Origin of the sequence: Streptomyces sp. NPDC059788 (genome assembly GCF_042732265.1) — a bacterium.
Taxonomy (GTDB): Bacteria; Actinomycetota; Actinomycetes; order Streptomycetales; family Streptomycetaceae; genus Streptomyces.
Genome location: NZ_JBHWHY010000009.1, coordinates 125,222 through 147,655, shown reverse-complemented (window position 1 = coordinate 147,655; position 22,434 = coordinate 125,222). Strand labels below are relative to the sequence as shown.

Sequence of the window (22,434 nt, the reverse complement as noted above, 5' to 3'; positions counted from 1 at the left end):
TCAGCGCTGGCCCTGGTACAGCTTCTTCCAGGTCAGCCCGGCGAAGGCGACGACGCCGACGGCGACCAGGACGAGCAGGGTGGTGAAGACTGCCTCAAGCACGAGCGCGCTCCTCGGACGGAGTGAGGTATTACGGACCGGAAGCGAGTCTAGTCGGCGTGCTCGGTGGCGGCGCTGTGAGGTCGGTCCCGCCGGTTCAGCTCAGGAGCTGCCGCTGAAGGGCGACGGACTGGTACAGGGCGGTCGGTGCGGTGCCGCCGGGGCGGGAGTGGACGATGAGGGCGGTGGTGTCGCCGGCGAACACGTACGCGTACCGCACCGAGAGATCGCCTTCGGAACCCGTCTCCTTGTAGACCTCCACCCCGGTCCCGGACACGCCGCCGACGGCCGGGCCCGCCTCCTTCGGCACGGCCTTCTTGTACGCGTCGTCCCGTCCGACGGTCTGGGCGTCCCGCAGGAAGACGGCCGGGCCGCGCGCGTCGCTCAGCACGGTCAGCCGGAAGAACTCGGCCACCGCGGCGCTGTCGAACTGGAGCAGGTGCACCCGGGCCCGGGTGCCGTCTGGCATGGTCCAGCCTCGCGAGGCGGTGCGCCGGGGCGCGTAGTCGGCCAGGTGCCGCCGCAGCAGATCGTCGTACGGAGCCGCGTACTCCCCGGTGAAGGGAGCGGTGTCCGGCGTGCCGTCACCGCTCTTCTTGTCGAGATCCACCGTGGCGTCCTCGGGGGCGGACAGGCGCAGCGCGCCGAGGTCGGCGTGGTGGCTGCCGCGCTCGGAACGGGCCTGGTCGGCGAAGGGGGCCGAGGCGCCCCGGGGCAGCGGCGGCCGGTGCTGCTCCGGGTACGTCCAGCGGCCGTCGTCCGGCGTGCCCAGGCCGGGCAGGTCGGTACGGTCGGCCGAGGTGAGCCCGTAGGCGATGCCGGTGCCGAGGACGGCGCAGACCGCGACGGCGGCCATCAGGCGGGGCAGGATTGCGAGGCGGCGTCTGCCCCCGTCCTCGGCCGGTGCGCTGTTCTCGGTCATGCGGTGCCTCCGTGTGCGGCGAGCCGGTCGAGTTGCCGGGAGAGCTGACGGGCCCCCTGCGCGGTGTCCAGTTCTTTCGGTCCGTACGCGGTCAGCAGGACCAGGACGCCTTTCACGTGTCCGGCGCACAGCATCGACGCCGTCGATGCCGCACTCGGCCGTTCGGGCAGGACACAGCGCGCATCGGGGTGGTCCGGGAGCCGGGGCCCCTCGCGGACGCCGTCCCCGACGAGCGTGGCGGCGAGATCCGCCGGACCGCTCCCCGTCCCGCCCGCCTTGAGGCGGATGAGCTGCACTTCGCGGATCTGGTCGGCGCCGGGGTACGTCCGTACGGCCGACTCCTCGGCGGTGTGGCGGCGGAGTGCGGTGGTGAAGGCGTTCTTGGGGCCGTCGGGCAGTGGTCTGAGCAGCTCCGCCGCCAGCATGGCCGACCGCGCGGGGCCGTACAGGGCGTCGTCGCGGGACCAGCCAGCGTCGGGACCCTGGCCGGGGCCGCCCCGGGCGGGCAGCAGCTCGGCACGGAGTGCGGCGGCGCCCGCGCCTTCGGGGGTGAGCTGCGACGCCCGCGCCGGGGCCTTCCGCAACCGGTCGAGCTGCCGCTCGGCCAGCGATGTCGCGGTGTTCCGGTCGACCCGTGCGGTGTCCTGGAAGATCAGTTCCATGACGACGCCGCCGCGTCGTGCCAGGGCGCGGGCCTGGTAAACGGGCTCGCCGCCCAGGCCCTCCACCGTTTCGTCGTTCACGTGCAGTTCCCCGGTCGCGGTCCCGGACAGTTTCACGTCGGCACCGAACCACTTCCGCTGTTCCTGCAACTCCGTGCGGACGTAGCGCGCGGCCATCGCGGTGTTCGTGTCGTGGAACTGGAGCAGGACGGTGCGGACCGTGAGGCTGCCGCGGTGCCACTCGTCCATCACGGCCCGCCGGAACCCGCCTTCGGCGAACCTCTTGAACGGCACGGTGGCGTCCTCGTACATCTCGGCGACTTCGTCCAGGCGCAGCCGGCGACGGCTGTCCCGCTCGGCCGTCGCCCCCTCCGGCCGCGGCGCCAGCAGCGTCTCCAGGTCACCGTCGGACCACGGCGCGGCCGCCGGCCGTGGCGCCGCGTCCCCGGTCGCCTGCGCCGACTGCGCCGCCACGCCCGCGGCCAACGGCGCCGGCGGCGTCGGCGGCCGCCCGTACTGGACGGCGTATCCCGTGGCCACGCCGCCGACGACGCCGAGCGCGGCGCCCAGGGCGATCAGCGGGCGCGTACGGCGCAAACGCCCCGCGAGCCGGGTGCGTAACCCCGCGCGGGGTGGCTGGTCAGGACGGTCCGGCTGCATGCGGCCCCCAAGATGATCGTTTATCGGTCGGACAACTGACCAACTACCGCGCCGAAAGGTTGCGTTGGCAGGAGCTCTAAAGTGGCCGTATGGCGAAGAAGCTGGTGATCAAGGTGACGGCGGGGGCGGACGCGCCCGAGCGGTGCTCGCAGGCGTTCACGGTGGCGGCGGTGGCCGTGGCCAGCGGGGTGCACGTCTCGCTGTGGCTGACCGGGGAGTCGGCGTGGTTCGCGCTGCCGGGGCGCGCTGCCGAGTTCGAGCTGCCGCACGCGGCGCCGCTGCCGGACCTGATCGAGTCGATCACGGCCGGGGGCGGCTCCATCACGGTGTGCACGCAGTGCGCCGCCCGCCGGGACATCGAGGAGAAGGACCTCATCGAGGGGGCCCGGATCGCCGGGGCGCAGGTCTTCGTGAGCGAGGTCATGCCGGACGGGGTGCAGGCGCTCGTCTACTGAGGCGGCCCGCGCCGGTCATCGGCGGCCCGGCGGCGCCGCGGCTCAGCGGCGCCCCGAGTCCGGGCCGGAATCGGAGCCCGAGCCGGAGCCGTGGTCGTCGATCTCGCGCCACCACCGGTCGGACTCCGGATCGCCCGACTCGTCCCACCAGCGCTCACCCGGCTCCCGCCGGTTGCCGACGATCGCCGCGAACGGCGGGATGACCATGGCGACCACGCACATCGCCACGGCCGCCGGGACGGACCACAGCCGTACGAGGCCCCACGCCAGGACGAACAGGGCGATGCACACGCCCATCAGGACGAAGTACCGGCGGTGGCGGCGCTGCGCGGGCGGACGCGGGTGCGCGGACATGGTTCCACCGTAGATCCGGCCGGGGCGGGTGGAAAGCGCGGCGGGCCGCACCCCGGCCAAGGCGTCCAAACCCCTGGGGTGCGGCCCGTCGGCCGTACGTGCGTACGTATGGGTGTCGCCGTCAGACGGCGATGGCGACCTCCGCGAGCCCGCCGTGCTGCGCGACGACGGTACGGTCCGCGGTCGCGCCCGGAACGAGGGCGCGCAGCGTCCAGGTGCCCTCGGCCGCGTAGAAGCGGAACTGTCCGGTCGCCGAGGTGGGGACCTCCGCGGTGAACTCGCCGGTGCTGTCCAGCAGCCGCACGTAACCGGTGACGGGCTGGCCGTCGCGGGTCACGCTGCCCTGGATCGTGGTCTCGCCCGGCTTGATCGTCGAAGCGTCCGGGCCGCCGGCCTGTGCTCCACACATGTCGGTACTTCCTTGGTGAGTTGAGGGGATACGGGGAGGCGGTACTGCGGCGGTAGTGCGGCGGTGCGGGGAGGCGGTGCGCCTACTTCGCGGCGCCGAGCTCGATCGGCACGCCGACCAGCGAGCCGTACTCGGTCCAGGAGCCGTCGTAGTTCTTGACGTTGGACTGGCCGAGCAGCTCGTGCAGCACGAACCAGGTGAGCGCCGAGCGCTCGCCGATGCGGCAGTAGGCGATGGTGTCCTTCGCCAGGTCCACGCTCTCGGCCTCGTAGAGGGCCTTGAGCTCGTCGTCCGACTTGAAGGTGCCGTCGTCGTTGGCGTTCTTCGACCACGGGATGTTGCGGGCGCTGGGCACGTGGCCCGGGCGCTGCGACTGCTCCTGCGGGAGGTGTGCCGGGGCGAGCAGCTTGCCGCTGAACTCGTCGGGGGAGCGCACGTCGACCAGGTTCAGGTTGTCGATCGCGGCGACGACGTCGTCACGGAAGGCGCGGATGGAGGTGTCCTGGGCCTTCGCCTTGTAGTCGGTCTCCGGGCGGTTGGGCACCTGCGAGCCGTCCACCAGGTCGCGGGAGTCCAGCTCCCACTTCTTGCGGCCGCCGTCGAGCAGCTTGACGCTGTCGTGGCCGTACAGCTTGAAGTACCAGTAGGCGTAGGAGGCGAACCAGTTGTTGTTGCCGCCGTAGAGGACGACGGTGTCGTCGTTGGCGATGCCCTTCGCGGAGAGCAGCTTCTCGAAGCCCGCCTGGTCGACGAAGTCGCGGCGCACCGGGTCCTGGAGGTCCTGCTTCCAGTCGATGCGGACGGCGTTCTTGATGTGGTTCTTGTCGTAGGCGGAGGTGTCCTCGTCGACCTCGACCAGGACCACCTTCGGGTCGTCGATGTGGGCCTCGACCCAGTCGGCGTCCACCAGGACGTCGCTACGGCTCATGTTGTTCTCCTCCGGGGCAGTTACGGGGCACGCGTACGCCGGTGCGCGCTGCGGCGAGGGGCGCGGCGCTGCGTGGGGGAAGTGACAGGGGCGGCCTCGGTGGTCCGGGCCGGGCGGGGACGGGAGAAGGGACCGCCCGTCAGGCAGTGCGACAGAGCATGGCGGCGACGCGGCACAGGTCGACTGCCCGCCGCTTCGTGAGATTCGCCTGTCCCCGGTGACGGAGACCGCTCAGAGAGCTCTGCATGCGACCGATCGTAGGGAGGGTCGGCCGGACGTGTCACCGGTGTGTCGGATATTGAGACGTGTCGGTCCGAATGGCGGTACGCGAAGGGGGTGGAGGAGGAGCGCGGGCCGCGCCGCCGCGGGGCGCGCGCCAGTGGGGGTCTGGTTTGCGGGACGCGCCGTCTCAGTGCATGGACGCGCGGGTGATTCATGGTGATTCGTACCATTGCCGACCGGGCCGGGGTGGGGGGAGGTGCCCGGGCCCGGTCGTGGCACGGCCGGATCAGCCGGGGAGCTTGACGTTCGTACCGCTGGCCGAGATCGAGATGCCCTCGCTCGTCGTGACGACCTTGTCCAGCTTCAGGTTGCCGGGCAGCTTGCTCAGCTTCCATTCGTGGTCGGTCTGCGCGCGGACCTGGTCCCGGCAGGCGGACAGCTGGGAGCACAGGGCCGGCAGCTTGTCGGCGCGCAGCCGCACGGTGTCGCCGTTGACGACGCTCACCGTGCCGGTGACCTCCAGCGAGTTCAGCATCGGCAGGTTGGGCAGGTTCGGGGAGATCTTGACCTGGCTCTTGCCGTTCTTCTCGCCGCCGTAGGCCACCTTGACGTTCTTGCCCGAGGCGGTGGTCAGGTCCGCGTACGAGATACGGGCCTCGCCGGTGGCGCTCGCGGCGCTCTCGATCGAGGAGTAGTCGCTGGTCAGCTTCACGTCGTGGAACTGCGCCGACAGCTCCTGGATGCGCAGCGTGCGGCCCTCGGCGGTGGCGTTCAGACCGTCGATCCTGGCGTCCACCTCGTCCAGGCTGCGGCCGGCGACCTGCGTCAGGAACGGGAAGCCCGTGATGGAGACCTCCGGCGTACGGTCCAGGCCCTGACTGCTGCGGATCTTGTCCGCGGCCTTGTCCTCGGCGAAGTTCACCGCCAGCCGGTCGGCGGCGACGAACAGGCCGCCGAGTATCACGACGATCACCAACAGCACTCGCAGTGCGCGCATCGAACCACTACCCCCAGGCGTGGGGCCGAAATCGGCCCGGGTTTTCCGGGTCAGACCCCCGGTCTGTTGCGTGCGAGCCTAACCGGCCCGTAGGGACCGGTGCTTTTCCGTGGCCTGGTGTGCCTTCGTCACGGATGCTCCGGGCGGCTCGGGGGCGGTGCCGGGCTCCGAGCCGCGGACCGGCCTGCCGCCGGTCGCTGTGTCCTCCGGGTCACTGTGTCCTCAAACGCCGGACGGGCTTGATCGTGCGGGCCCGGGTGGCGCCGGGCCCGCACGCGCTTACGCCAGTGCCCGCCCCAGTACGTAGATCGCCGGGGCCGCCAGGGTCAGGGGCAGGGCCACGCCCGCGGTCAGGTGGACGAAGCGGGACGGGTAGTCGTAGCTGGCCACACGGAGGCCGATCAGGGCGCAGCCGCCCGCGATCAGGCCCAGCAGGGCGCCGGCCGCGCCCAGGTCGGTGAGCCGGCCGGCCGCGATGCCCGCGCCCGCGCCGCCGAGCAGGGCGACGGCCAGGGAGGCGGGCTGCGGCAGGGGCAGCGCGCGGGCGAGGGTCGTCACGGCGACCGCGACGCAGCCCACCGTCACCGCCGCGGCCGTGGCGGCGAGCTGGCCGGCGGCGATCACCGTGAGGGCGGTTGAGGTCAGCCCGGCGGTCAGCGCGTACATCCGCTCGTCCGCGCTGCTGCGGTTGCGCAGCTGGAGGATCAGGATGAACAGGCACCAGACGCCGAGGGTGCCGATGGCGACCACGGGCGCCTGGTCGCGCTTGGTGGCCAGCAGCGCGATATCGGTGGTGACGCCCGCGAGGAAGGCGAGCGCGATGCCCTGCCGGGCCGGCCACATGCCGTTGAGGCGGAACCAGCCCGCGGCGGTGACGGCCTGGAGCAGTATCACCGGCACCATCAGGGCCGCCCGCGGCAGCGGGGCGGCGAGGGCGAGGAGCAGGGCCAGCGCGGCGGTGACCGCGGCGGGCTGGAGGCCCGGCGGGATGATCGGCGAGCGGCCCTCGGCGCGGGCGCGCTGGTTGGGCGCGAGCCGCGAGAGGTCGGGCGCGGGGCCGTCCGCGGGCCGTTCGGGCCCGTGGGCGGAAGGCCCGGAGGCGGCGGAGGGCGCGGACCGGTGCTGCGGACCGGCGCCGGGCTGTGGCTGCGGCTGGGAGCTCCGGGCGGTGGCCGGCGCCGGGCTCTGCTTGGGCAGGTACGCGGTCTCCGCGGCCGACGGGTCCGGTGCCGCCGGCTCCGGCCCGTTCATGACGGGCAGCACGTTGGTGTCCCAGGTCGGCGCCGTCCAGATCTGGGTCTGCGGGTCGTCCTGGCCGCCGCCCGTGGCGTAGGCGTCGTGTCCGTAAGAGGCGGCCCCGGCCTGGCTCTGGCCGTAGGCTCCCCGGCCGTCGTGCCCGGTGGGGTACTGGCCGGACTGGCCGGTCGGGCCCGGCTGTCCGTACTGGCCGGTCTGCTGCTGCTGACCGGCCGCCGCGGGCCAGGCGGACTGCTGCGGCTGCCCGTACGTGTCGTAGCCCTGCTGCGGGTGTTGCTGCTGGTGCTGTTGCTGCCCGTACGGCTGGGTTCCGTATGCCTGGTTGCCGTAGGACTGCTGCGGCTGCTGCCCGTACGACTGGTGCGGTGACTGACCGTAGGAGGCGTCGTAACCGCCGTACGACTGCGCCGCCTGCGCCCCGTACGCACCGCCGGTCTCGTACGCACCGGGCGTGCCGGGCGTTCCGTACGGAGCCTGTGGGTCGGGCGCCGGCTGCTGCGGCGGTCGCTGCTGGTCCTGCGGCTGGTACGGGTCGTAGGACCCGTACGGATGCTGCGGCTGGTTCTCGCTCATGGTCTCGCTCATCCTCCCGCGAACGGCGGCAGGACCTCGACGGTGCCGCCCTCGGCCAGCCGGACGGCCGCGTGCTCGCGGGCGCCGACCGGGTCGCCGTCCACCAGGAACGAGCAGCGCAGCAGGACGCGGGCGAACTCCGGGTTCGCGGCGTGCCGCTCGCGTGCCGCGGCCAGTGCCTCGGCGAGCGTCGCCGCCGCGTACGGCTCCTCCGCGGTGCCGGCGGCGGCCTTCGCCGCGGCCCAGTAGCGCACGGTGCCAGTTGTTGTCACGGCGGCCTCTTCATCGTCGTTCGTCGTGCGTCGTCAGGGTGCCTCCATGATGGCGTACGCCGCGCCTGGTCCCGTTCCGGGCAAGTCCGGCGGGTGTCCGGACAAGTTCTGGCAAAACCTCCTGACCCGTTCGAGTGGCGCCCGGAAATTCGATTGCCGCCGGTAATCGCTCGCATAGTCTCGAAAGGTGTTGGTCCGATTGGCGCGGGCGCATCTGCGGCCCCATACGCGCCCGATATCCCTGATCGTGCTGCTCCAGCTCATCCAGACGCTGGCCACCCTCTACCTGCCCACCCTGAACGCCGACATCATCGACGACGGCGTCGTCAAGGGCGACATGGGCTACATCCTGCGCGTCGGCGGCGTCATGGTCGCCGTGACGCTGCTGCAGATCGTGTGCGCCGTCGGCGCCGTCTACTTCGGTGCCCGTACGGCCATGGCGCTGGGCCGCGACATCCGGACGGCGGTCTTCGACCGGGTGCAGTCCTTCTCCGCCCGCGAGGTGGGCCGGTTCGGCGCGCCGTCCCTGATCACCCGTACCACCAACGACGTCCAGCAGGTCCAGATGCTGGTCCTGATGACGTTCACGATGATGGTCGCGGCGCCCATCATGTGCGTCGGCGGCGTGGTGATGGCGCTCAATCAGGACGTACCGCTGTCCGGCCTCATCCTGGTCATCGTCCCGGTCCTGGCGATCCTGGTGTCGCTGATCATCCGGCGGATGCGCCCGCTGTTCCGCGGTGTGCAGGAGCGCATCGACACCGTCAACCGGGTGCTGCGCGAGCAGATCACCGGCATACGGGTCATCCGCGCCTTCGTCCGCGACGGGTACGAGCGCGGGCGCTTCGCCGGCGCCAACCACGACCTCTACGACGTCTCGCTGCGCGCCGGCCGTCTGATGTCGCTGATGTTCCCGCTGGTCATGCTCGTCGTGAACGTCTCCAGCGTGGCCGTCGTCTGGTTCGGCGGGCACCGTATCGACAGCGGCGGGATGCAGATCGGCGCGCTGACCGCCTTCCTCAGCTATCTGATGTACATCCTCATGTCGATCATGATGGCGACGTTCATGGTGATGATGCTGCCGCGCGCCGAGGTCTGCGCCGAGCGCATCCAGGAGGTGCTGGCCACCGACACCAGCGTCGCCCCGCCGAAGGCCCCGGTCACCGAGCTGCGCCGGCATGGCGAACTGGAGCTGCGGAGCGTCGAGTTCCGCTTCCCGGGCGCCGAGGAACCGGTCCTCAAGGACATCTCGCTGATCGCCCGCCCCGGCGAGACCACCGCCGTCATCGGCTCCACCGGCAGCGGCAAGTCCACTCTGCTGGGCCTGGTGCCGCGGCTGTTCGACGCGACGGGCGGCGCGGTGCTCGTGGACGGCGTGGACGTCCGTACCCTCGCGCCCGAGACCCTGGCCACCGCCATCGGCCTCGTACCCCAGAAGCCGTACCTCTTCTCCGGGACCGTCGCGACGAACCTGCGCTACGGCAACCCGGACGCGACCGACGAGGAACTGTGGCACGCGCTGGGCACCGCGCAGGCCCGCGACTTCGTCGAGCGCATGGAAGGCGGCCTGGAGGCGCCGATAGCCCAGGGCGGCGGCAACGTCTCCGGCGGGCAGCGGCAGCGCCTGGCCATCGCGCGGGCGCTGGTGCGCAAGCCGGAGATCTATCTGTTCGACGACTCCTTCTCGGCCCTGGACTACGCGACGGACGCCGCGCTGCGGGCCGCGCTGGCCCGTGAGACCGACCGGGCCACCGTCGTGATCGTCGCCCAGCGGGTGTCCACGATCCGCGGCGCCGACCGCATCGTCGTCCTCGACGAGGGCCGGGTGGTCGGCACCGGCACGCACACCGAGCTGATGGCGGACAACGAGACGTACCGGGAGATCGTCCTCTCCCAGCTCACCGAGCAGGAGGCGGCGTGAGTAGTCCACAGGCCCCGCAGCGGCGCGGCCCGGCGCCGGCCGCCGGGCCCGCGCGCATGATGGGCGGCCAGCCCACCGAGAAGGTCATGAACTTCCGCGGGTCGGGGCTGCGGCTGCTGCGGCAGATGGCGCCCGACCGGGCGGTGATGTGGGTGGCGCTGGTGCTGGGTGTGCTCAGCGTCGCGCTGTCCGTGCTGGGCCCGAAGGTCCTCGGCCACGCCACCGACCTGATCATGGCGGGCATCGTCGGCCGGCAGCTGCCCGGCGGCATCACCAAGGACCAGGCCGTCGCCCACCTGCGCGGACAGGGCGAGAACGGGCTGGCCGACCTGCTCGGCACGATGCCGGTCGTACCCGGCCAGGGCATCGACTTCGACGCCGTCGGCGTGGTCCTGCTGTGGGTCTTCCTGATCTACGTCGGCGCCTCGCTCTTCGGCTTCGTCCAGGCCCGCATCGCCACCCGCGTCGTCCAGCGCACGGTCTTCCGGATGCGCGAGCAGGTCGAGGAGAAGCTGGCGCGGCTGCCGCTGCGCTACTTCGACCAGCAGCCCCGCGGCGAGGTCCTCTCCCGCGCCACCAACGACATCGACAACATCGCGCAGACGCTCCAGCAGACCCTGAGCCAGATCGTCGCCTCGCTGCTGACCATCGTCGGCGTGCTGGCGATGATGTTCTGGATCTCGCCGCTGCTGGCCCTGGTCGCGCTGATCACGGTCCCGGTCTCGGTGTTCGTCGCCACCAAGGTCGGCAAGCGGGCGCAGCCGCAGTTCGTCCAGCAGTGGAAGACCACCGGCAAGCTCAACGCGCACATCGAGGAGATGTACACGGGCCACTCCCTGGTGAAGGTCTTCGGCCGCCAGAAGGAGTCCGCCGAGCTGTTCCGCAAGCAGAACGACGCGCTGTACGAGGCGGGCTTCAAGGCCCAGTTCATCTCCGGCATCATCCAGCCCGCGATGATGTTCATCGGCAACCTGAACTACGTCCTGGTCGCGGTGGTCGGCGGCCTGCGCGTCGCCTCCGGCGCGCTGTCCATCGGCGACGTCCAGGCCTTCATCCAGTATTCGCGGCAGTTCAGCCAGCCGCTCACCCAGGTCGCCTCGATGGCCAACCTGGTGCAGTCCGGCGTCGCCTCGGCGGAGCGGGTCTTCGAGCTGCTGGACGCCGACGAGCAGGAGCCGGACGACGCCCGGCCGCAGCGCCCCGAGCACATCAGCGGCCACGTCGTCTTCGAGGACGTCTGTTTCCGCTACGAGGACGACAAGCCGCTCATCGACGACCTGTCGCTGGCCGTCCACCCGGGCCAGACCGTCGCGATCGTCGGCCCGACCGGCGCCGGCAAGACCACGCTGGTCAACCTGCTCATGCGCTTCTACGAGGTACGCGGCGGCCGGATCACCCTGGACGGCGTGGACATCCAGGCGATGACCCGCGAGGAGCTGCGCTCCAACATCGGCATGGTCCTTCAGGACACCTGGCTCTTCGGCGGCACCATCGCCGAGAACATCGCCTACGGCGCGCCCGAGGGCACCTCGATGGACAAGATAATCGAGGCGGCGAAGGCCACCCACGTGGACCGCTTCGTCCGCACCCTGCCCGACGGGTACGACACCGTCATCGACGACGAGGGCGACAACGTCTCGGTGGGCGAGAAGCAGCTGATCACCATCGCGCGGGCCTTCCTCGCCGAGCCGGCGATCCTGGTCCTGGACGAGGCCACCAGCTCGGTCGACACCCGTACCGAGGTGCTCATCCAGCACGCCATGGCGCAGCTGCGCACCGGCCGCACCAGCTTCGTGATCGCGCACCGGCTGTCCACGATCCGCGACGCGGACCTGATCCTGGTCATGGAGTCCGGGGCCATCGTCGAGCAGGGCAGCCACGACGCGCTGCTGGCGGCGGACGGCGCGTACGCGCGGCTGTACGCGGCACAGTTCGCGGAGCCGCTGGCGGAGGCGGAGTGAGCGGGGCGGGGCCGGTGCGCACCGGCCCGTGACGCCCGTGACGGCGGCCCGTACCTCTCCCGGTACGGGCCGCCGTCACGGTCACGCCGTCTGTTGCGCCGCCCGTTCGGCCGTCCAGCCGGCGATGCGGGCGAGCAGCGCCTCGGGCGCGGCGTTCTCCGCGTGGCCGAAGCCCCGTTCCAGCCAGAGGTCGCAGGTGGCCGGGTCGGCGGCGGCGGCGAGCATCCGCGGATGGTCCAGCGGGAAGTACGGGTCCCGGTCGCCGTGCACGACGAGCAGGGGGGTGGGCGCGATGCGCGGGACCGCCGCGACGGGGGAGAGCGGTACGGGGTCCCAGCCCTCCGGGTGGATACGGGTCCGCAGCCCCAGGCGCGACACCAGGCGTCCCGTGGGCCGCGTCACCACCCAGTGCAGCCTGCGCATCGAGGCCGTACCCCGGTAGAACCACCGCGCGGGAGCACTCACCGACACCACCATGTCGGTGCGCGCATCCGTGCGCCCCCCGCGCGCCCCTCCGAACAGCGCAGCGTGCCGCAGGACGACCGAGCCGCCCATGGAGAAGCCGACGGTCGCGACCCGGCGGTAACCCAGAGCCCGCGCCCAGCCGACCGCGGCCGCCAGGTCCAGCACCTCGCGGTCGCCGACCGTGGAGCGTCCCCCGGATCGCCCATGCCCGCGGAAGGAAAACGTGATCACGCCCGCATGCTGGGCGAACACCCCGGCCGCCCGGCGCAGCGCGGGCCGCTCCAACGCCCCGGCGAAGCCGTGCGCCAGCACGACGGCGAGACCGTCCGCGGGGGCGGCCGAGGGGGCGCGCACCGGCGTGTGGACGGCTTCGACCCGGACCCCGTCCTCCGTCAACAACGCCGTGCGCCGGCCACTCGAAGTGATCGACGGAACACAAGATCGCGCAAAATCGGCCTCGGGTCCGGAAGTCATGTGGGCTATTCTGCTGGGCAAGAAGGATCCGGGCAGCGTTGCCCCCGGGTCCTTTTGTGCTTTCCTCCGCGTTCACGCGCGGATGAGCACACCGGCGCTCCGCGGGGCCCCCTGAACGGGGCCCGGGAGCCACCCGTACGAAGCAGTGCCGCATACGCCCCCATGGCCGGGACCGGGCATGGGAGGGGCCCCGTTCGCAGGGACCGAGGAGGAACCAGACGTAATGGGCGAGCGAAGCGTGCAGGACACAAAAGGCAGTAAACGAACGGCCGGGACCCGGGCGGGTGATCGGTGATGAGCTCGCTGCTGCTGCTGACCAACGCACTCCAGCCCTCGACGGAGGTGCTGCCCGCGCTCGGCCTGCTGCTGCACAGCGTGCGGGTCGCCCCCGCCGAGGGACCGGCTCTGGTGGACACCCCCGGCGCCGACGTCATACTGATCGACGGGCGGCGCGACCTGCCGCACGTACGGTCGCTGTGCCAGCTGCTGCGCTCCACCGGGCCCGGCTGTCCGCTCGTGCTGGTGGTGACCGAGGGCGGCCTGGCCGCCGTCACGGCGGACTGGGGCATCGACGACGTGATGCTGGACACGGCGGGCCCCGCCGAGGTCGAGGCCCGGCTGCGGCTGGCCATGGGCCGCCAGCAGATCACCGTCGACGACAGCCCGATGGAGATCCGCAACGGTGACCTGTCGGTGGACGAGGCGACCTACAGCGCCAAGCTCAAGGGCCGGGTCCTGGACCTGACCTTCAAGGAGTTCGAGCTGCTGAAGTACCTGGCGCAGCACCCCGGCCGGGTCTTCACCCGCGCCCAGCTGCTCCAAGAGGTCTGGGGCTACGACTACTTCGGCGGCACCCGCACCGTCGACGTCCACGTACGGCGCCTGCGCGCGAAGCTGGGCCCCGAGCACGAGTCGCTGATCGGCACCGTACGCAACGTCGGCTACCGCTTCGTCACGCCGGAGAAGCCCGAGCGCGCGGCGGAGGACAAGGACCCGCAGGGCAAGCGCGGCGGCCGGGCCGCGGTGAACGGCGACGGTCCGCAGGACGGCGCGGGCGCGGGCGCGCGCCGTTCCGCGCCCTCGCGCGCCGGTGCCGGGATGGAAGCCGCCGCGGCTCGGCCTGCCAAGAGCTGAGGCGACCCGCGTAGACTGCCGCGCGTGGCCAAGGTGACGCGGGATGATGTGGCAAAACTGGCGGGTACCTCGACCGCCGTGGTGAGTTACGTCATCAACAACGGACCGAGGCCGGTCGCCCCGGCCACGCGCGAGCGGGTGCTCGCCGCGATCAAGGAGCTGGGCTACCGCCCGGACCGGGTCGCCCAGGCGATGGCGTCCCGGCGCACCGACCTCATAGGCCTGATCGTGCCGGACACCCGGCAGCCGTTCTTCGCGGAGATGGCGCACGCCGTCGAGCAGGCCGCCGCCGAGCGCGGGAAGATGGTCCTGGTCGGCAACGCCGACTACCTCGACGAGCGCGAAGTGCACTACCTGCGCGCCTTCTTGGGGATGCGGGTGGCCGGCCTGATCCTGATCAGCCAGGGCCCCAGCGAGCACGCGGCGGCCGAGATCGACGCCTGGGACGCGCGGGTGGTGCTGCTGCACCGCCGTCCCGACGCGATCGACGACGTGGCCGTGATGACCGACGACGTGGGCGGCGCGCAGCTGGCGACCCGGCACCTGCTGGAACACGGCCATCCGTACGTCGCCTTCCTCGGCGGTACGGAGGAGACCCCGAAGTCCGGCGACCCGGTCACCGATCACCTGGAGGGCTGGCGCCGGGCGATGGAGGAGTCCGGAAAGTCGCTCGAAGGGCGATATTTCCAGGCGCCGTACAACCGCTACGACGCCTACCAGGTCGCCCTGGACCTGCTCGCCGGCCCGAACCGGCCGCCGGCCATCATGTGCGCCACCGACGACCAGGCCATCGGCGTCCTGCGGGCCGCCCGCGAGCTGCGCATCGACGTACCGGGCGAACTGGCCGTGGCCGGGTTCGACGACGTCAAGGAGGCGGCGCTGACCGACCCGCCGCTGACCACGGTCGCCTCCGACCGGGAGGCGATGGCGCGGGCGGCCGTCGACCTGGTGCTGGACGACGGCCTGCGGGTGGTCGGGTCGCGGCGCGAGCGGCTGCGGCTGTTCCCGGCGCGGCTGGTGGTCCGGGGCTCGTGCGGGTGCGGTCCGGCCGCCGTCGGCTCGACGCCGGGCGCCGAGCGGTCCGCCCGTAACTGATCTTCCTTACACCGGGCATACCTACTTCTGTCGGGCCTCTCAGGACGTTCTCAGACGGTTCTCATGGTCGGCTCGCAAAGTCGGGTACATGACCGAGACCTACCGCCGAAGCGGCGACGAGACTCAGCAGCAGGGTTACGTTCACGGGCCGCAGGCGCAGGCGCAGGCCGGGACGAGCGGGGCGGGCTACCCGCCGCCCCCGCCCCACCCGCCGTACGGCGCGCAGCAGTCGGCGGCAGGCACCCCCGCGGGCCCCGGAGCCCCCGGCGGCACCGCCGGATTCGGCGGTACGGGCGGCCCCGGCGGCCCGGAAGGCCCCGAAGCCACCGGCACCGGCGCGCCCGCGCCGCGCCGCCGCGCCCGCCGCCCCGTCGCGCTGATCGCGGCCGTGGCCCTCGCCTCCGGCCTCATCGGCGGCGGCAGCGCCGCACTCATCGGCAGCGCCACGGACCAGCCGCGGTCCAACACCACCACCCCGGCCGTCAACACGGGCTCCGCCAAGAGCAGCGGCGGCGGCGTCTCCGCGGTGGCCAAGGCCGTCACCCCCGCCATAGTCGAGATCAAGGCGCGGACGGCGAGCGGCGAGTCCACCGGTTCCGGCGTGGTCGTCACCCCGGACGGCGAGATCGTCACCAACAACCACGTGGTGGCCGGCGCGGACTCGGTCGAGGTCACCTTCAGCGACGGCAGCAAGAAGAAGGCCGACGTGGTGGGCACCGACCCGGACAAGGACCTGGCGCTGATCAAGGTCAAGGGCGCCAAGAACCTCACCACCGCCTCGCTCGGCAACTCCGACAACCTGGCGGTGGGCGACGAGGTCGTCGCGATCGGCTCGCCCGAGGGCCTCACCGGCTCGGTCACCAGCGGCATCGTCTCCGCCCTCAAGCGCGATGTGACGGTCCCCAAGGACGAGGGACAACAGCAGCAGGAGCAGGGCAGCCCCCGGTGGCCGTTCGAGTTCGGCGGCAACCAGTACAACGGCGACACCGGCTCCTCGAAGACCACGTACAAGGCCATACAGACCGACGCGGCGCTCAACCCCGGCAACTCCGGCGGCGCGCTGATCGACATGAAGGGCCAGATCATCGGCATCAACTCCGCGATGTACTCGCCGAGTTCCGCGCAGGGCAGCAGCTCGGCGGGGAGCGTCGGCCTCGGCTTCGCCATCCCGATCAACACGGTCAAGGCGGACCTCGCCAACCTGCGGGCGGGCGGCAGCAGCAAGAGCTGAGGCGGGACGGCGGGACGTACGCCGGAGTCCGCGCGGGAGCGGCTGTCCGGACACCGACCCGACCCGAAACGTTTCTCCCCAAGCGCCCCCCACACCCCACCCCCCCACACCCACCCTCCTGCCTCCTTCCTCCCCCGACGCCCCGAACCTCACGTACGAGGAGGCCACCATGGCCAGCAAGATCACCGCCCAGGTCCACCACGCCCGGCGCGCCCTCGCGGCCGTCATCGCCTGGAGCGCGGGCGACGACCGGCGCAGCGCCGGTGTGCTGTCCGTCGACCACGGTGCCGGCGCCCGTACCGGGCCCGCCGACCTGGACCTGGCCCTCGACCTGGCGGAGGCCGGCGCCCGGGTGGAGCGGGCCCGCGCCGAACGCCCCACGGAGGTGGCGGCCACGGCACGCCCGCGCCCCAAGCGGTCCGCCGCGCCGGGGCCGGCCCGGTCGACCCGGGCCGCCGCCCGGAGGTGACCGCCACGGCCCGGCACGACGGTTCCGCGGCGCACGCCCCGGGCGCCCCGCGGAGCACCGGTGACACCGCGCCGGGCGGCGCGCCCCGGCCGCCGACGTGCAAGGCTGACAGGCAGGACCGCGGAACCCCCGGTCAGCCGCCCACACCCACATCCGAGGTAGTCACACCGATGAGCCCCGCCGAGCACGGTGATCAGCCCGCCCGCATCCTGATCGTCGACGACGAGCCGGCCGTCCGGGAGGCGCTGCAGCGCTCCCTCGCCTTCGAGGGGTACGGCACCGAGCGCGCCGTCGACGGGCTCGACGCGGTCGAGAAGGTCGCCTCCTACGACCCCGAACTGATCGTCCTGGACGTGCTGATGCCCCGGATGGACGGGCTGACGGCCGCCCGGCGGCTGCGCGCGAGCGGCGTGACCGTACCGATCCTGATGCTGACCGCCCGCGACACGGTCGGCGACCGGGTCACCGGCCTGGACGCGGGCGCCGACGACTACCTCGTCAAACCCTTCGAGCTGGACGAACTGCTGGCCCGTATCCGCGCGCTGCTGCGCCGCAGCTCGTACGCGGCGGCGGCCGGCGCGCAGCCCGCGGAGGGCGAGGCGCTGACCTTCGCCGACCTGCGGATGGACCTCGCGACGCGGGAGGTCACCCGAGGGGGGCGGCCGGTCGAGCTGACCCGTACCGAGTTCACGCTGCTGGAGATGTTCCTCGCGCACCCGCGCCAGGTGCTCACCCGCGAGCAGATCCTGAAGGCCGTCTGGGGCTTCGACTTCGAGCCGACCTCCAACTCCCTGGACGTGTACGTGATGTATCTGCGCCGCAAGACGGAGGCGGGCGGCGAACCGCGGCTGGTGCACACGGTGCGCGGCGTCGGTTACGTGCTGCGCGCCGAGGGCGGCGCCGAATGAGCGACGCGAGACCGGCTCCGGGCGCGGGTGCCTCCCCGGACGGCGGCGCGGCCCCGCGCCCCGGCCTGAAGGAACGCGTCCTGCGCCGCTACTGGCAGCTGCCGCTGCGCTCCCGGCTGGCCGGGCTCACCGCGGTCGCCGTCGCGATCGCGGTGGCCGCCGCTGCCGCCGCCTGCTGGCTGGTGACCCGCGACCGGCTCACCGAACAGCTCGACGAGACGCTGAGCCGCCAGGAAGTGGCCGCCGAGTACGTGCAGCAGCTGGGCGCCAGGTGCAACAACCCGGTGCCGGACGACGTCCGGCTGAAACTGCCCACCCAGTACACGGTCCAGATCGTGACGGCCGCCGGCAGTGTCTGCACCTGGTGGGAGAAGACCCGCATCCCCGTGCAGCAGGCCGACGTGGCGGTGGCCAAGGGCGAATCCGACCAAGCGCTGCACACCACCCGGGCCAACGACGGCAAGGAGATGCGGGTGATCACCCGCCCCTTCCACGGCCCGCTGACCGACGCGGACGGCCGCCGGTTCGCGATCTCCATCGCGACCCCCATGGAGCCGGTCACCGATCCGCTCCAGCAGCTCGCGCTGATCCTGCTGATCGTCACCGGCATCGGCGTGCTGGGCGCCGCCACCGCGGGCCTGTGGGTGGCCCGCGCGGGCCTGAAACCCGTCGACCGGCTCACCGAAGCCGTCGAACACGTCGCCCGTACGGAGGACTTGACGATCCGCATCCCCACCGAGGGCGAGGACGAGATCGCCCGCCTGTCGCGGTCCTTCAACTCCATGACCGCGGCGCTGGCCTCCTCCCGTGACCTCCAGCAGCAGCTGATCGCGGACGCCGGGCACGAGCTGCGGACGCCGCTGACCTCGCTGCGCACCAATGTCGACCTGCTGGTGCGCAGCGAGCAGTCCGGCCGCCAGCTGCCGGCCGAGGACAAGCAGGCGCTGCTGGCGTCGGTGAAGGCGCAGATGGGGGAGCTGGCCGCGCTCATCGGCGACCTCCAGGAACTCTCCCGCACGCCGGAGACCGGGCCGGACGGCGCGGCCTGCGTACCGGTCGCGGCGCTGCACGACATCGTCGGGTCCGCCCTGCGCCGCGCCCGGCTGCGCGGCCCCTCGCTGGACATCACCGCCGAGCTCGACCCCTGGTACGTACGGGGCGAGCCGGCGGCGCTGGAACGCGCGGTGGTCAACCTGCTGGACAACGCGGTCAAGTTCAGCGCGGAGGACGGCGCGGTGGAGGTGAGCCTGCACAAGGGCGAGCTGCGGGTGCGCGACCACGGCCCCGGCATCCCCGAGGAGGAACTCCCGCACGTCTTCGAACGGTTCTGGCGGTCGCCGTCCGCGCGCAGCCTTCCCGGCAGCGGTCTGGGGCTGTCGATCGTGGCGCGTACGGCGTACCAGGCGGGCGGTTCCGTGGGGCTGCGGGCGGCGCCGGGCGGCGGCACCGAGGCGCTGCTGAGCCTGCCGGGGGCGCCCACGCCGCCGCCGGACCTGCCGGAGCCGTAGCGGCGCGGCGGCCCCTTCGGCCGCCGCCTGCCCCGGCCCTACTTCTTGCCCTTCGCGGCGCTGCCGATCGGCAGTCCGGAACCGGAGATCCGCACCCGGATTCCGTCCTTCTCCACGGATATGTCCCGCAGGCGTACATCGCCGGGCGTATCGGGCAGCCGGAAGGACAGCGACAGCCGGTCGGCCAGCTGCGGCTTGGTCAGGCCGGACAGCGCGCCCAGGATCTTCGGGTCGATGCCGACCTTCTGGAGCAGCCACGGGTGCTCGATCACGACATCGACGAGGTTGACCTTCATCAGCTGCTCGATGAAGCGCGGTGCCCCGGTCAGGTCGTGCAGTTTCTTCTCGTTGCGCAGCGCGTCGTCGATGGTCTGCTGCGGGATGCCGATGCGCTCCGCGATGGCCGGCACGCCCAGCAGCGACTTCACCTTGGCGGCCTGCCTGCTGACCTCGGCCGCGGCCTTGCGGGTCAGCCGCAGGCCCTCCTCCTTGCCGGTGCCGGGGCGGTAGACGGCGACGTCGGCGATGTCCAGGCGCATCTTGCTGATGTCGGTGGAGATCCCGCGGTCGCCGGCCTGCCGGATGTGCGCCTCCGCCCGTACGCGCAGTTCGTGCCCGGCGATGGGCAGCTGTCCGACCGCCCGTACGGAGTTGGGGCCCAGCTCGCTGAAACGTACCTGCGAGGCGCCCAGCTCCCGGTTCATGTCGTCGAACGACAGCAGCACCGTGCCGCGCATGGTGCCGACCGTCGCGCCACTGATGGACGCGGGCAGGTCGCCGTCGAGCCGGACGTCCCGCGCGCTCGCCTCGACCTTGGCCAGCGACACCCGGTCGGCCGCCAGGTCGGGCACGGTGACGTCGACCTGGTCGAGCCGCTTGCCGAGCACCTGCGTCAGGAAGGGGAAGCCCTTGATGTCCACTTCCGGGTTGGCGTTCAGGTGCAGCGACTCCTTCAGCTTCTCCTCGGCCTTGTTCTGCGCGTACAGCACCGCGAACCGGTCCGACAGCGCCAGGAACGCCACACACACCAGCACCGCGATCAGCAGCTTCACCGTCTTCGACACCGCCGCGAACCGGCGGATGCCGCGCTTGCGGCCGCGGTGGTTGGGCGGCCTCCAGGCGTGCGGATCGTCCTCGTCGGAGCGCAGGCCCAGGCCCAGCGGGTCGTCGCTGTCGTCGCGCTCGTTGAGGTACGTACGCCGGGTCAGCGGCGCCGGACCGGCCTCGGGGCCCGCGCCGGGTTCCGGCTCGGGGTCGGCGAGCGCGGCCAGGTCGGCGTACGGATTGATCTTCTCGAAGCGGGCGGTGTCGCCCGGCTCGCGGCCGCCGGCGTCGGGACCGCCGTCCTTGATGCCCATATCGCCCGCGCTGCCCTGTTCGTCACGAGCGGCTGCGGTGGGAGAGCGCCGGTCCGCTGCCGCTGTCCGTGCTTCCGATGTGTCCGGTGTGGGGGAGGTTTTCGAGGAGGGTGAGGGTATGCGTGTGGGGATGCGCATCAGGCCATCCCACCATGCGCACGACCCTCGAACGCAAGTCTTACTGGTGGTAAGTGAGGTATACGCGGGCTTGTCCCGCCCGCTTGGCCAAAACCCGCCGGTGCGCGGGGCGGTGCGCGGCCCGCCGGAGGCCGCCGCCGGGAATTTCCCGCGCGGCCCGGTGTTGGTCCGAGTCAGCAGGCATACGACGGGTGACCACGCTTCCTGAAGGAGCGCAGCGATGATCGTAGTATCCGGGGCCACCGGCAACATCGGCCGCAGTCTGGTCGGGCGGCTGCTCGCGGAGGGCGCCTCCGTACGCGCCCTGACCCGCGACCCCGAGCGGGCCGCGCTGCCGTCCGGGGCCGAGACGGTACGGGCGGACCTGACCGACCCGGCCTCGCTCGAACCCGCTCTGCGCGGTGCCGACGCGCTCTTCCTCAACCTGGCGGCGGGCGGTGGCGACGCGGCGCGCGCCGTCGTCGGTGCGGCGGCGAAGGCCGGTGTGCGCCGTATCGTCCTCAACTCCTCGATAGCCGTCACCGGCGGCCCGCAGGACGCGGACAACTTCCTCGCCCGGATGCACGGCGCCGTGGAGGACGCGGTACGCGCCTCCGGCCTGGAATGGACCTTCATACGCGGCGGCGCCTACGCCGCCAACGCGCTCCAGTGGGCCGGGGAGATCCGGGAGAGCGGCGTCGTCCGCGACCCGCACCCGGGCTCCGCCACCTCGCCCGTGCACGAGGACGACCTCGCCGCCGTCGCCGCCGCGGCCCTCCTGGACGACACCGGCACCCACACCGGCCAGGCGTACGTCGTCACCGGACCGGCGTCCCTCACCAGGGAGGAGCAGGTCCTCGCCATCGGCCGGGCCGTCGGGCGCCCGACGCGGGTGGAGACGGTCTCCGAGGAGGAGGCCGCCGAGGAGCGTGCGACACCGGGCATCCCGAAGGAGGCCCTCCTCGAACTCTTCCGGCTCTTCGCCACCACCGTCGGTACGACGGCGCCGGTCACGGACACGGTCCGGCAGGTCACCGGTCGCCCGGCCCGTACGTTCGAGCAGTGGGCCCAGGACCACGCGGCCGACTTCCGCTGACCCGGCCCCCGCCGGCCCGCCCGGCAGCCACGACCCGCTCGAACGCGACGGCCACCGGCACCAGCACCACCGCCCCCACGAAGAAGTAGCCATTGATGGTCATACCGGTCCAGAACGCACCCGATCCGGTATCGGCCAACTCCGCGGCCCGCCCGAGCAGCCCGCGCGGGGTGAGCCCGGTCGCCGTCGTCACGTTCTCGACGAGACCGGGCACACCCCGTACGACGAGAAGCACCGCCCCGAACCACAGGGGCACCCGGATCATCCACACCGGAAACCGGCCGCCCCACGGCCGCACCGTGGCCAGGATGATCACGGCCCCGGCGGCCGACATCGCCGTGATCAACCCGTCATAGGCGAGAAACAGCCACACGGGCGCCTCGTCGCTCCCCGCCGCCATGGCCCGCCGGTATTCCACCCCCATCCACAGATGCCATCCGAAACTCGTCACCATCCATCCGAACGCCGCCCACGCCCAACGCTCTTGAGATCGCATGCCCCGACGCTACGAGCGCCCCACGGCTCCGGCGTCCACCCGCGGTAGCATCCGCCTCCGCCGCCCAGGGGAGTGCCCGACCGCCGCGGCCAGGCGTCTCGCCTCATGTGCCCCGCAGGTCAGGGGCGTTGTCAGTGGTCGGTGCCACACTGCGGTCATGACTGAGAACGCTGTGAAGGGACCGGCCAGTTATTTCCCGTCGATCGAGGCGAAGTACGGGCGGCCGATAGCCGAGTGGAAGGGCCTGATCCGGGCTTCGCCGCTGAGCAGGCACATGGAGCTGGTCGGCTGGCTCAAGGCCGAGCACGGCATGGGACACGGGCACGCCAACGCCCTGGTCGCGCACACGCTCGCGGAGGCCGCCAAGTAGGAGGCTGAAAGGGGGGGTCGC

General features: G+C 72.3%; 23 protein-coding genes. 11 read left to right on the top strand and 12 right to left on the bottom strand.

Annotated features, from left to right (window positions below):
- Nucleotides 1-196 precede the first annotated feature (196 nt).
- Both ACFV57_RS10690 and ACFV57_RS10685 read right to left on the bottom strand, forming a co-directional pair.
- Nucleotides 197-1,021, bottom strand: a complete 825-nt coding sequence (locus ACFV57_RS10690; RefSeq protein WP_385228418.1) for a hypothetical protein — start codon at nucleotides 1,019-1,021, stop codon at nucleotides 197-199.
- Complete coding sequence (locus ACFV57_RS10685) at nucleotides 1,018-2,280, bottom strand: hypothetical protein (protein ID WP_385228415.1); 1,263 nt, start codon at nucleotides 2,278-2,280, stop codon at nucleotides 1,018-1,020. The genes ACFV57_RS10690 and ACFV57_RS10685 overlap by 4 nt, the downstream gene beginning before the upstream one ends.
- 152 nt (nucleotides 2,281-2,432) lie before the next feature.
- On the opposite strand from ACFV57_RS10685, the gene ACFV57_RS10680 reads away from it, so the two are divergent.
- On the top strand, nucleotides 2,433-2,798 hold the full coding sequence (locus ACFV57_RS10680; protein WP_385228412.1) for a DsrE family protein: 366 nt from the start codon (nucleotides 2,433-2,435) through the stop codon (nucleotides 2,796-2,798).
- A gap of 42 nt (nucleotides 2,799-2,840) precedes the next feature.
- On the opposite strand, the gene ACFV57_RS10675 is transcribed toward ACFV57_RS10680, so the two are convergent.
- From ACFV57_RS10675 to ACFV57_RS10645, 7 genes are all read right to left on the bottom strand, one after another.
- Nucleotides 2,841-3,152 carry a DUF3099 domain-containing protein gene (locus ACFV57_RS10675; protein WP_385228409.1) on the bottom strand — a complete coding sequence of 104 codons (312 nt, stop codon included), beginning with the start codon at nucleotides 3,150-3,152 and terminating at the stop codon, nucleotides 2,841-2,843.
- A 121-nt stretch (nucleotides 3,153-3,273) separates the two neighbouring features.
- A complete protein-coding gene (locus tag ACFV57_RS10670) occupies nucleotides 3,274-3,561 on the bottom strand; it encodes a DUF1416 domain-containing protein (RefSeq protein WP_385228406.1) in 288 nt (95 codons plus the stop codon).
- An 82-nt stretch (nucleotides 3,562-3,643) separates the two neighbouring features.
- Nucleotides 3,644-4,489, bottom strand: coding sequence for a sulfurtransferase (locus tag ACFV57_RS10665; RefSeq protein ID WP_385228403.1), 846 nt, complete (start codon nucleotides 4,487-4,489; stop codon nucleotides 3,644-3,646).
- Between the two features lie 139 nt (nucleotides 4,490-4,628).
- Nucleotides 4,629-4,736 carry a putative leader peptide gene (locus tag ACFV57_RS10660; RefSeq protein ID WP_385228400.1) on the bottom strand — a complete coding sequence of 36 codons (108 nt, stop codon included), beginning with the start codon at nucleotides 4,734-4,736 and terminating at the stop codon, nucleotides 4,629-4,631.
- Nucleotides 4,737-4,997: 261 nt separating this feature from the next.
- The gene (locus ACFV57_RS10655; RefSeq protein WP_385228397.1) at nucleotides 4,998-5,708 is read right to left on the bottom strand and encodes a DUF2993 domain-containing protein; all 711 of its coding nucleotides are present in this window, start codon (nucleotides 5,706-5,708) and stop codon (nucleotides 4,998-5,000) included.
- Nucleotides 5,709-5,987: 279 nt separating this feature from the next.
- On the bottom strand, nucleotides 5,988-7,538 hold the full coding sequence (locus tag ACFV57_RS10650) for a hypothetical protein (RefSeq protein ID WP_385228394.1): 1,551 nt from the start codon (nucleotides 7,536-7,538) through the stop codon (nucleotides 5,988-5,990).
- 8 nt (nucleotides 7,539-7,546) lie between these two features.
- The gene (locus ACFV57_RS10645; protein WP_385228573.1) at nucleotides 7,547-7,792 is read right to left on the bottom strand and encodes a MoaD/ThiS family protein; all 246 of its coding nucleotides are present in this window, start codon (nucleotides 7,790-7,792) and stop codon (nucleotides 7,547-7,549) included.
- 205 nt (nucleotides 7,793-7,997) lie between these two features.
- Here ACFV57_RS10645 and ACFV57_RS10640 point away from each other — a divergent pair, with 205 nt between their 5' ends.
- Together ACFV57_RS10640 and ACFV57_RS10635 are read left to right on the top strand one after the other, a co-directional pair.
- The gene (locus ACFV57_RS10640) at nucleotides 7,998-9,731 is read left to right on the top strand and encodes an ABC transporter ATP-binding protein (RefSeq protein WP_385228391.1); all 1,734 of its coding nucleotides are present in this window, start codon (nucleotides 7,998-8,000) and stop codon (nucleotides 9,729-9,731) included.
- A 59-nt stretch (nucleotides 9,732-9,790) separates the two neighbouring features.
- Nucleotides 9,791-11,692 carry an ABC transporter ATP-binding protein gene (locus ACFV57_RS10635; protein WP_385228570.1) on the top strand — a complete coding sequence of 634 codons (1,902 nt, stop codon included), beginning with the start codon at nucleotides 9,791-9,793 and terminating at the stop codon, nucleotides 11,690-11,692.
- 81 nt (nucleotides 11,693-11,773) lie between these two features.
- Here ACFV57_RS10635 and ACFV57_RS10630 read toward each other — a convergent pair whose 3' ends face one another.
- Complete coding sequence (locus ACFV57_RS10630) at nucleotides 11,774-12,631, bottom strand: alpha/beta hydrolase (RefSeq protein WP_385228388.1); 858 nt, start codon at nucleotides 12,629-12,631, stop codon at nucleotides 11,774-11,776.
- Nucleotides 12,632-12,925: 294 nt separating this feature from the next.
- Between ACFV57_RS10630 and ACFV57_RS10625 the strand changes: the two genes are divergently transcribed.
- From ACFV57_RS10625 to ACFV57_RS10600, 6 genes are all read left to right on the top strand, one after another.
- Nucleotides 12,926-13,765: a response regulator transcription factor gene (locus tag ACFV57_RS10625; protein WP_385228385.1), complete on the top strand. Its 840-nt coding sequence runs from the start codon at nucleotides 12,926-12,928 to the stop codon at nucleotides 13,763-13,765.
- Between the two features lie 24 nt (nucleotides 13,766-13,789).
- Nucleotides 13,790-14,860 (top strand): LacI family DNA-binding transcriptional regulator, encoded by a 1,071-nt coding sequence (locus ACFV57_RS10620; protein WP_385228382.1) that lies wholly within the window; start codon nucleotides 13,790-13,792, stop codon nucleotides 14,858-14,860.
- Nucleotides 14,861-14,948: 88 nt separating this feature from the next.
- Nucleotides 14,949-16,091, top strand: a complete 1,143-nt coding sequence (locus ACFV57_RS10615; protein ID WP_385228379.1) for a S1C family serine protease — start codon at nucleotides 14,949-14,951, stop codon at nucleotides 16,089-16,091.
- A 169-nt stretch (nucleotides 16,092-16,260) separates the two neighbouring features.
- Nucleotides 16,261-16,560 (top strand): hypothetical protein, encoded by a 300-nt coding sequence (locus ACFV57_RS10610; protein WP_385228376.1) that lies wholly within the window; start codon nucleotides 16,261-16,263, stop codon nucleotides 16,558-16,560.
- A gap of 170 nt (nucleotides 16,561-16,730) precedes the next feature.
- Nucleotides 16,731-17,468, top strand: a complete 738-nt coding sequence (locus ACFV57_RS10605) for a response regulator transcription factor (protein WP_385228374.1) — start codon at nucleotides 16,731-16,733, stop codon at nucleotides 17,466-17,468.
- On the top strand, nucleotides 17,465-18,976 hold the full coding sequence (locus ACFV57_RS10600) for a sensor histidine kinase (protein WP_385228371.1): 1,512 nt from the start codon (nucleotides 17,465-17,467) through the stop codon (nucleotides 18,974-18,976). Before ACFV57_RS10605 ends, ACFV57_RS10600 begins: the two co-directional genes overlap by 4 nt.
- Before the next feature lie 38 nt (nucleotides 18,977-19,014).
- Here the strand turns inward: ACFV57_RS10600 and ACFV57_RS10595 are convergent, their stop codons facing one another.
- Nucleotides 19,015-20,334 (bottom strand): DUF2993 domain-containing protein, encoded by a 1,320-nt coding sequence (locus tag ACFV57_RS10595; protein WP_385228368.1) that lies wholly within the window; start codon nucleotides 20,332-20,334, stop codon nucleotides 19,015-19,017.
- A 358-nt stretch (nucleotides 20,335-20,692) separates the two neighbouring features.
- Between ACFV57_RS10595 and ACFV57_RS10590 the strand changes: the two genes are divergently transcribed.
- Nucleotides 20,693-21,547: an SDR family oxidoreductase gene (locus ACFV57_RS10590; RefSeq protein ID WP_385228365.1), complete on the top strand. Its 855-nt coding sequence runs from the start codon at nucleotides 20,693-20,695 to the stop codon at nucleotides 21,545-21,547.
- Here ACFV57_RS10590 and ACFV57_RS10585 read toward each other — a convergent pair.
- The gene (locus tag ACFV57_RS10585) at nucleotides 21,483-22,043 is read right to left on the bottom strand and encodes a DUF3995 domain-containing protein (RefSeq protein ID WP_385228362.1); all 561 of its coding nucleotides are present in this window, start codon (nucleotides 22,041-22,043) and stop codon (nucleotides 21,483-21,485) included. The two genes, ACFV57_RS10590 and ACFV57_RS10585, sit on opposite strands and share 65 nt — an antisense overlap.
- Before the next feature lie 157 nt (nucleotides 22,044-22,200).
- Between ACFV57_RS10585 and ACFV57_RS10580 the strand changes: the two genes are divergently transcribed.
- On the top strand, nucleotides 22,201-22,413 hold the full coding sequence (locus ACFV57_RS10580; protein WP_385228359.1) for a DUF4287 domain-containing protein: 213 nt from the start codon (nucleotides 22,201-22,203) through the stop codon (nucleotides 22,411-22,413).
- Nucleotides 22,414-22,434 lie beyond the last annotated feature (21 nt).

Excerpts from the sequence above, each read along its gene's own strand:
- ACFV57_RS10580 (WP_385228359.1), top strand. The coding sequence starts at position 22,201 with ATGACTGAGAACGCTGTGAAGGGACCGGCCAGTTATTTCCCGTCGATC.
- ACFV57_RS10630 (WP_385228388.1), bottom strand. The coding sequence starts at position 12,631 with ATGACTTCCGGACCCGAGGCCGATTTTGCGCGATCTTGTGTTCCGTCG.
- ACFV57_RS10595 (WP_385228368.1), bottom strand. The coding sequence starts at position 20,334 with ATGGGCATCAAGGACGGCGGTCCCGACGCCGGCGGCCGCGAGCCGGGC.
- ACFV57_RS10650 (WP_385228394.1), bottom strand. The coding sequence starts at position 7,538 with ATGAGCGAGAACCAGCCGCAGCATCCGTACGGGTCCTACGACCCGTAC.
- ACFV57_RS10605 (WP_385228374.1), top strand. The coding sequence starts at position 16,731 with ATGAGCCCCGCCGAGCACGGTGATCAGCCCGCCCGCATCCTGATCGTC.
- ACFV57_RS10610 (WP_385228376.1), top strand. The coding sequence starts at position 16,261 with ATGGCCAGCAAGATCACCGCCCAGGTCCACCACGCCCGGCGCGCCCTC.
- ACFV57_RS10590 (WP_385228365.1), top strand. The coding sequence starts at position 20,693 with ATGATCGTAGTATCCGGGGCCACCGGCAACATCGGCCGCAGTCTGGTC.
- ACFV57_RS10660 (WP_385228400.1), bottom strand. The coding sequence starts at position 4,736 with ATGCAGAGCTCTCTGAGCGGTCTCCGTCACCGGGGACAGGCGAATCTC.
- ACFV57_RS10635 (WP_385228570.1), top strand. The coding sequence starts at position 9,791 with ATGGGCGGCCAGCCCACCGAGAAGGTCATGAACTTCCGCGGGTCGGGG.
- ACFV57_RS10655 (WP_385228397.1), bottom strand. The coding sequence starts at position 5,708 with ATGCGCGCACTGCGAGTGCTGTTGGTGATCGTCGTGATACTCGGCGGC.
- ACFV57_RS10675 (WP_385228409.1), bottom strand. The coding sequence starts at position 3,152 with ATGTCCGCGCACCCGCGTCCGCCCGCGCAGCGCCGCCACCGCCGGTAC.
- ACFV57_RS10670 (WP_385228406.1), bottom strand. The coding sequence starts at position 3,561 with ATGTGTGGAGCACAGGCCGGCGGCCCGGACGCTTCGACGATCAAGCCG.
- ACFV57_RS10690 (WP_385228418.1), bottom strand. The coding sequence starts at position 1,021 with ATGACCGAGAACAGCGCACCGGCCGAGGACGGGGGCAGACGCCGCCTC.
- ACFV57_RS10680 (WP_385228412.1), top strand. The coding sequence starts at position 2,433 with ATGGCGAAGAAGCTGGTGATCAAGGTGACGGCGGGGGCGGACGCGCCC.
- ACFV57_RS10625 (WP_385228385.1), top strand. The coding sequence starts at position 12,926 with ATGAGCTCGCTGCTGCTGCTGACCAACGCACTCCAGCCCTCGACGGAG.
- ACFV57_RS10665 (WP_385228403.1), bottom strand. The coding sequence starts at position 4,489 with ATGAGCCGTAGCGACGTCCTGGTGGACGCCGACTGGGTCGAGGCCCAC.
- ACFV57_RS10615 (WP_385228379.1), top strand. The coding sequence starts at position 14,949 with ATGACCGAGACCTACCGCCGAAGCGGCGACGAGACTCAGCAGCAGGGT.
- ACFV57_RS10585 (WP_385228362.1), bottom strand. The coding sequence starts at position 22,043 with ATGCGATCTCAAGAGCGTTGGGCGTGGGCGGCGTTCGGATGGATGGTG.
- ACFV57_RS10600 (WP_385228371.1), top strand. The coding sequence starts at position 17,465 with ATGAGCGACGCGAGACCGGCTCCGGGCGCGGGTGCCTCCCCGGACGGC.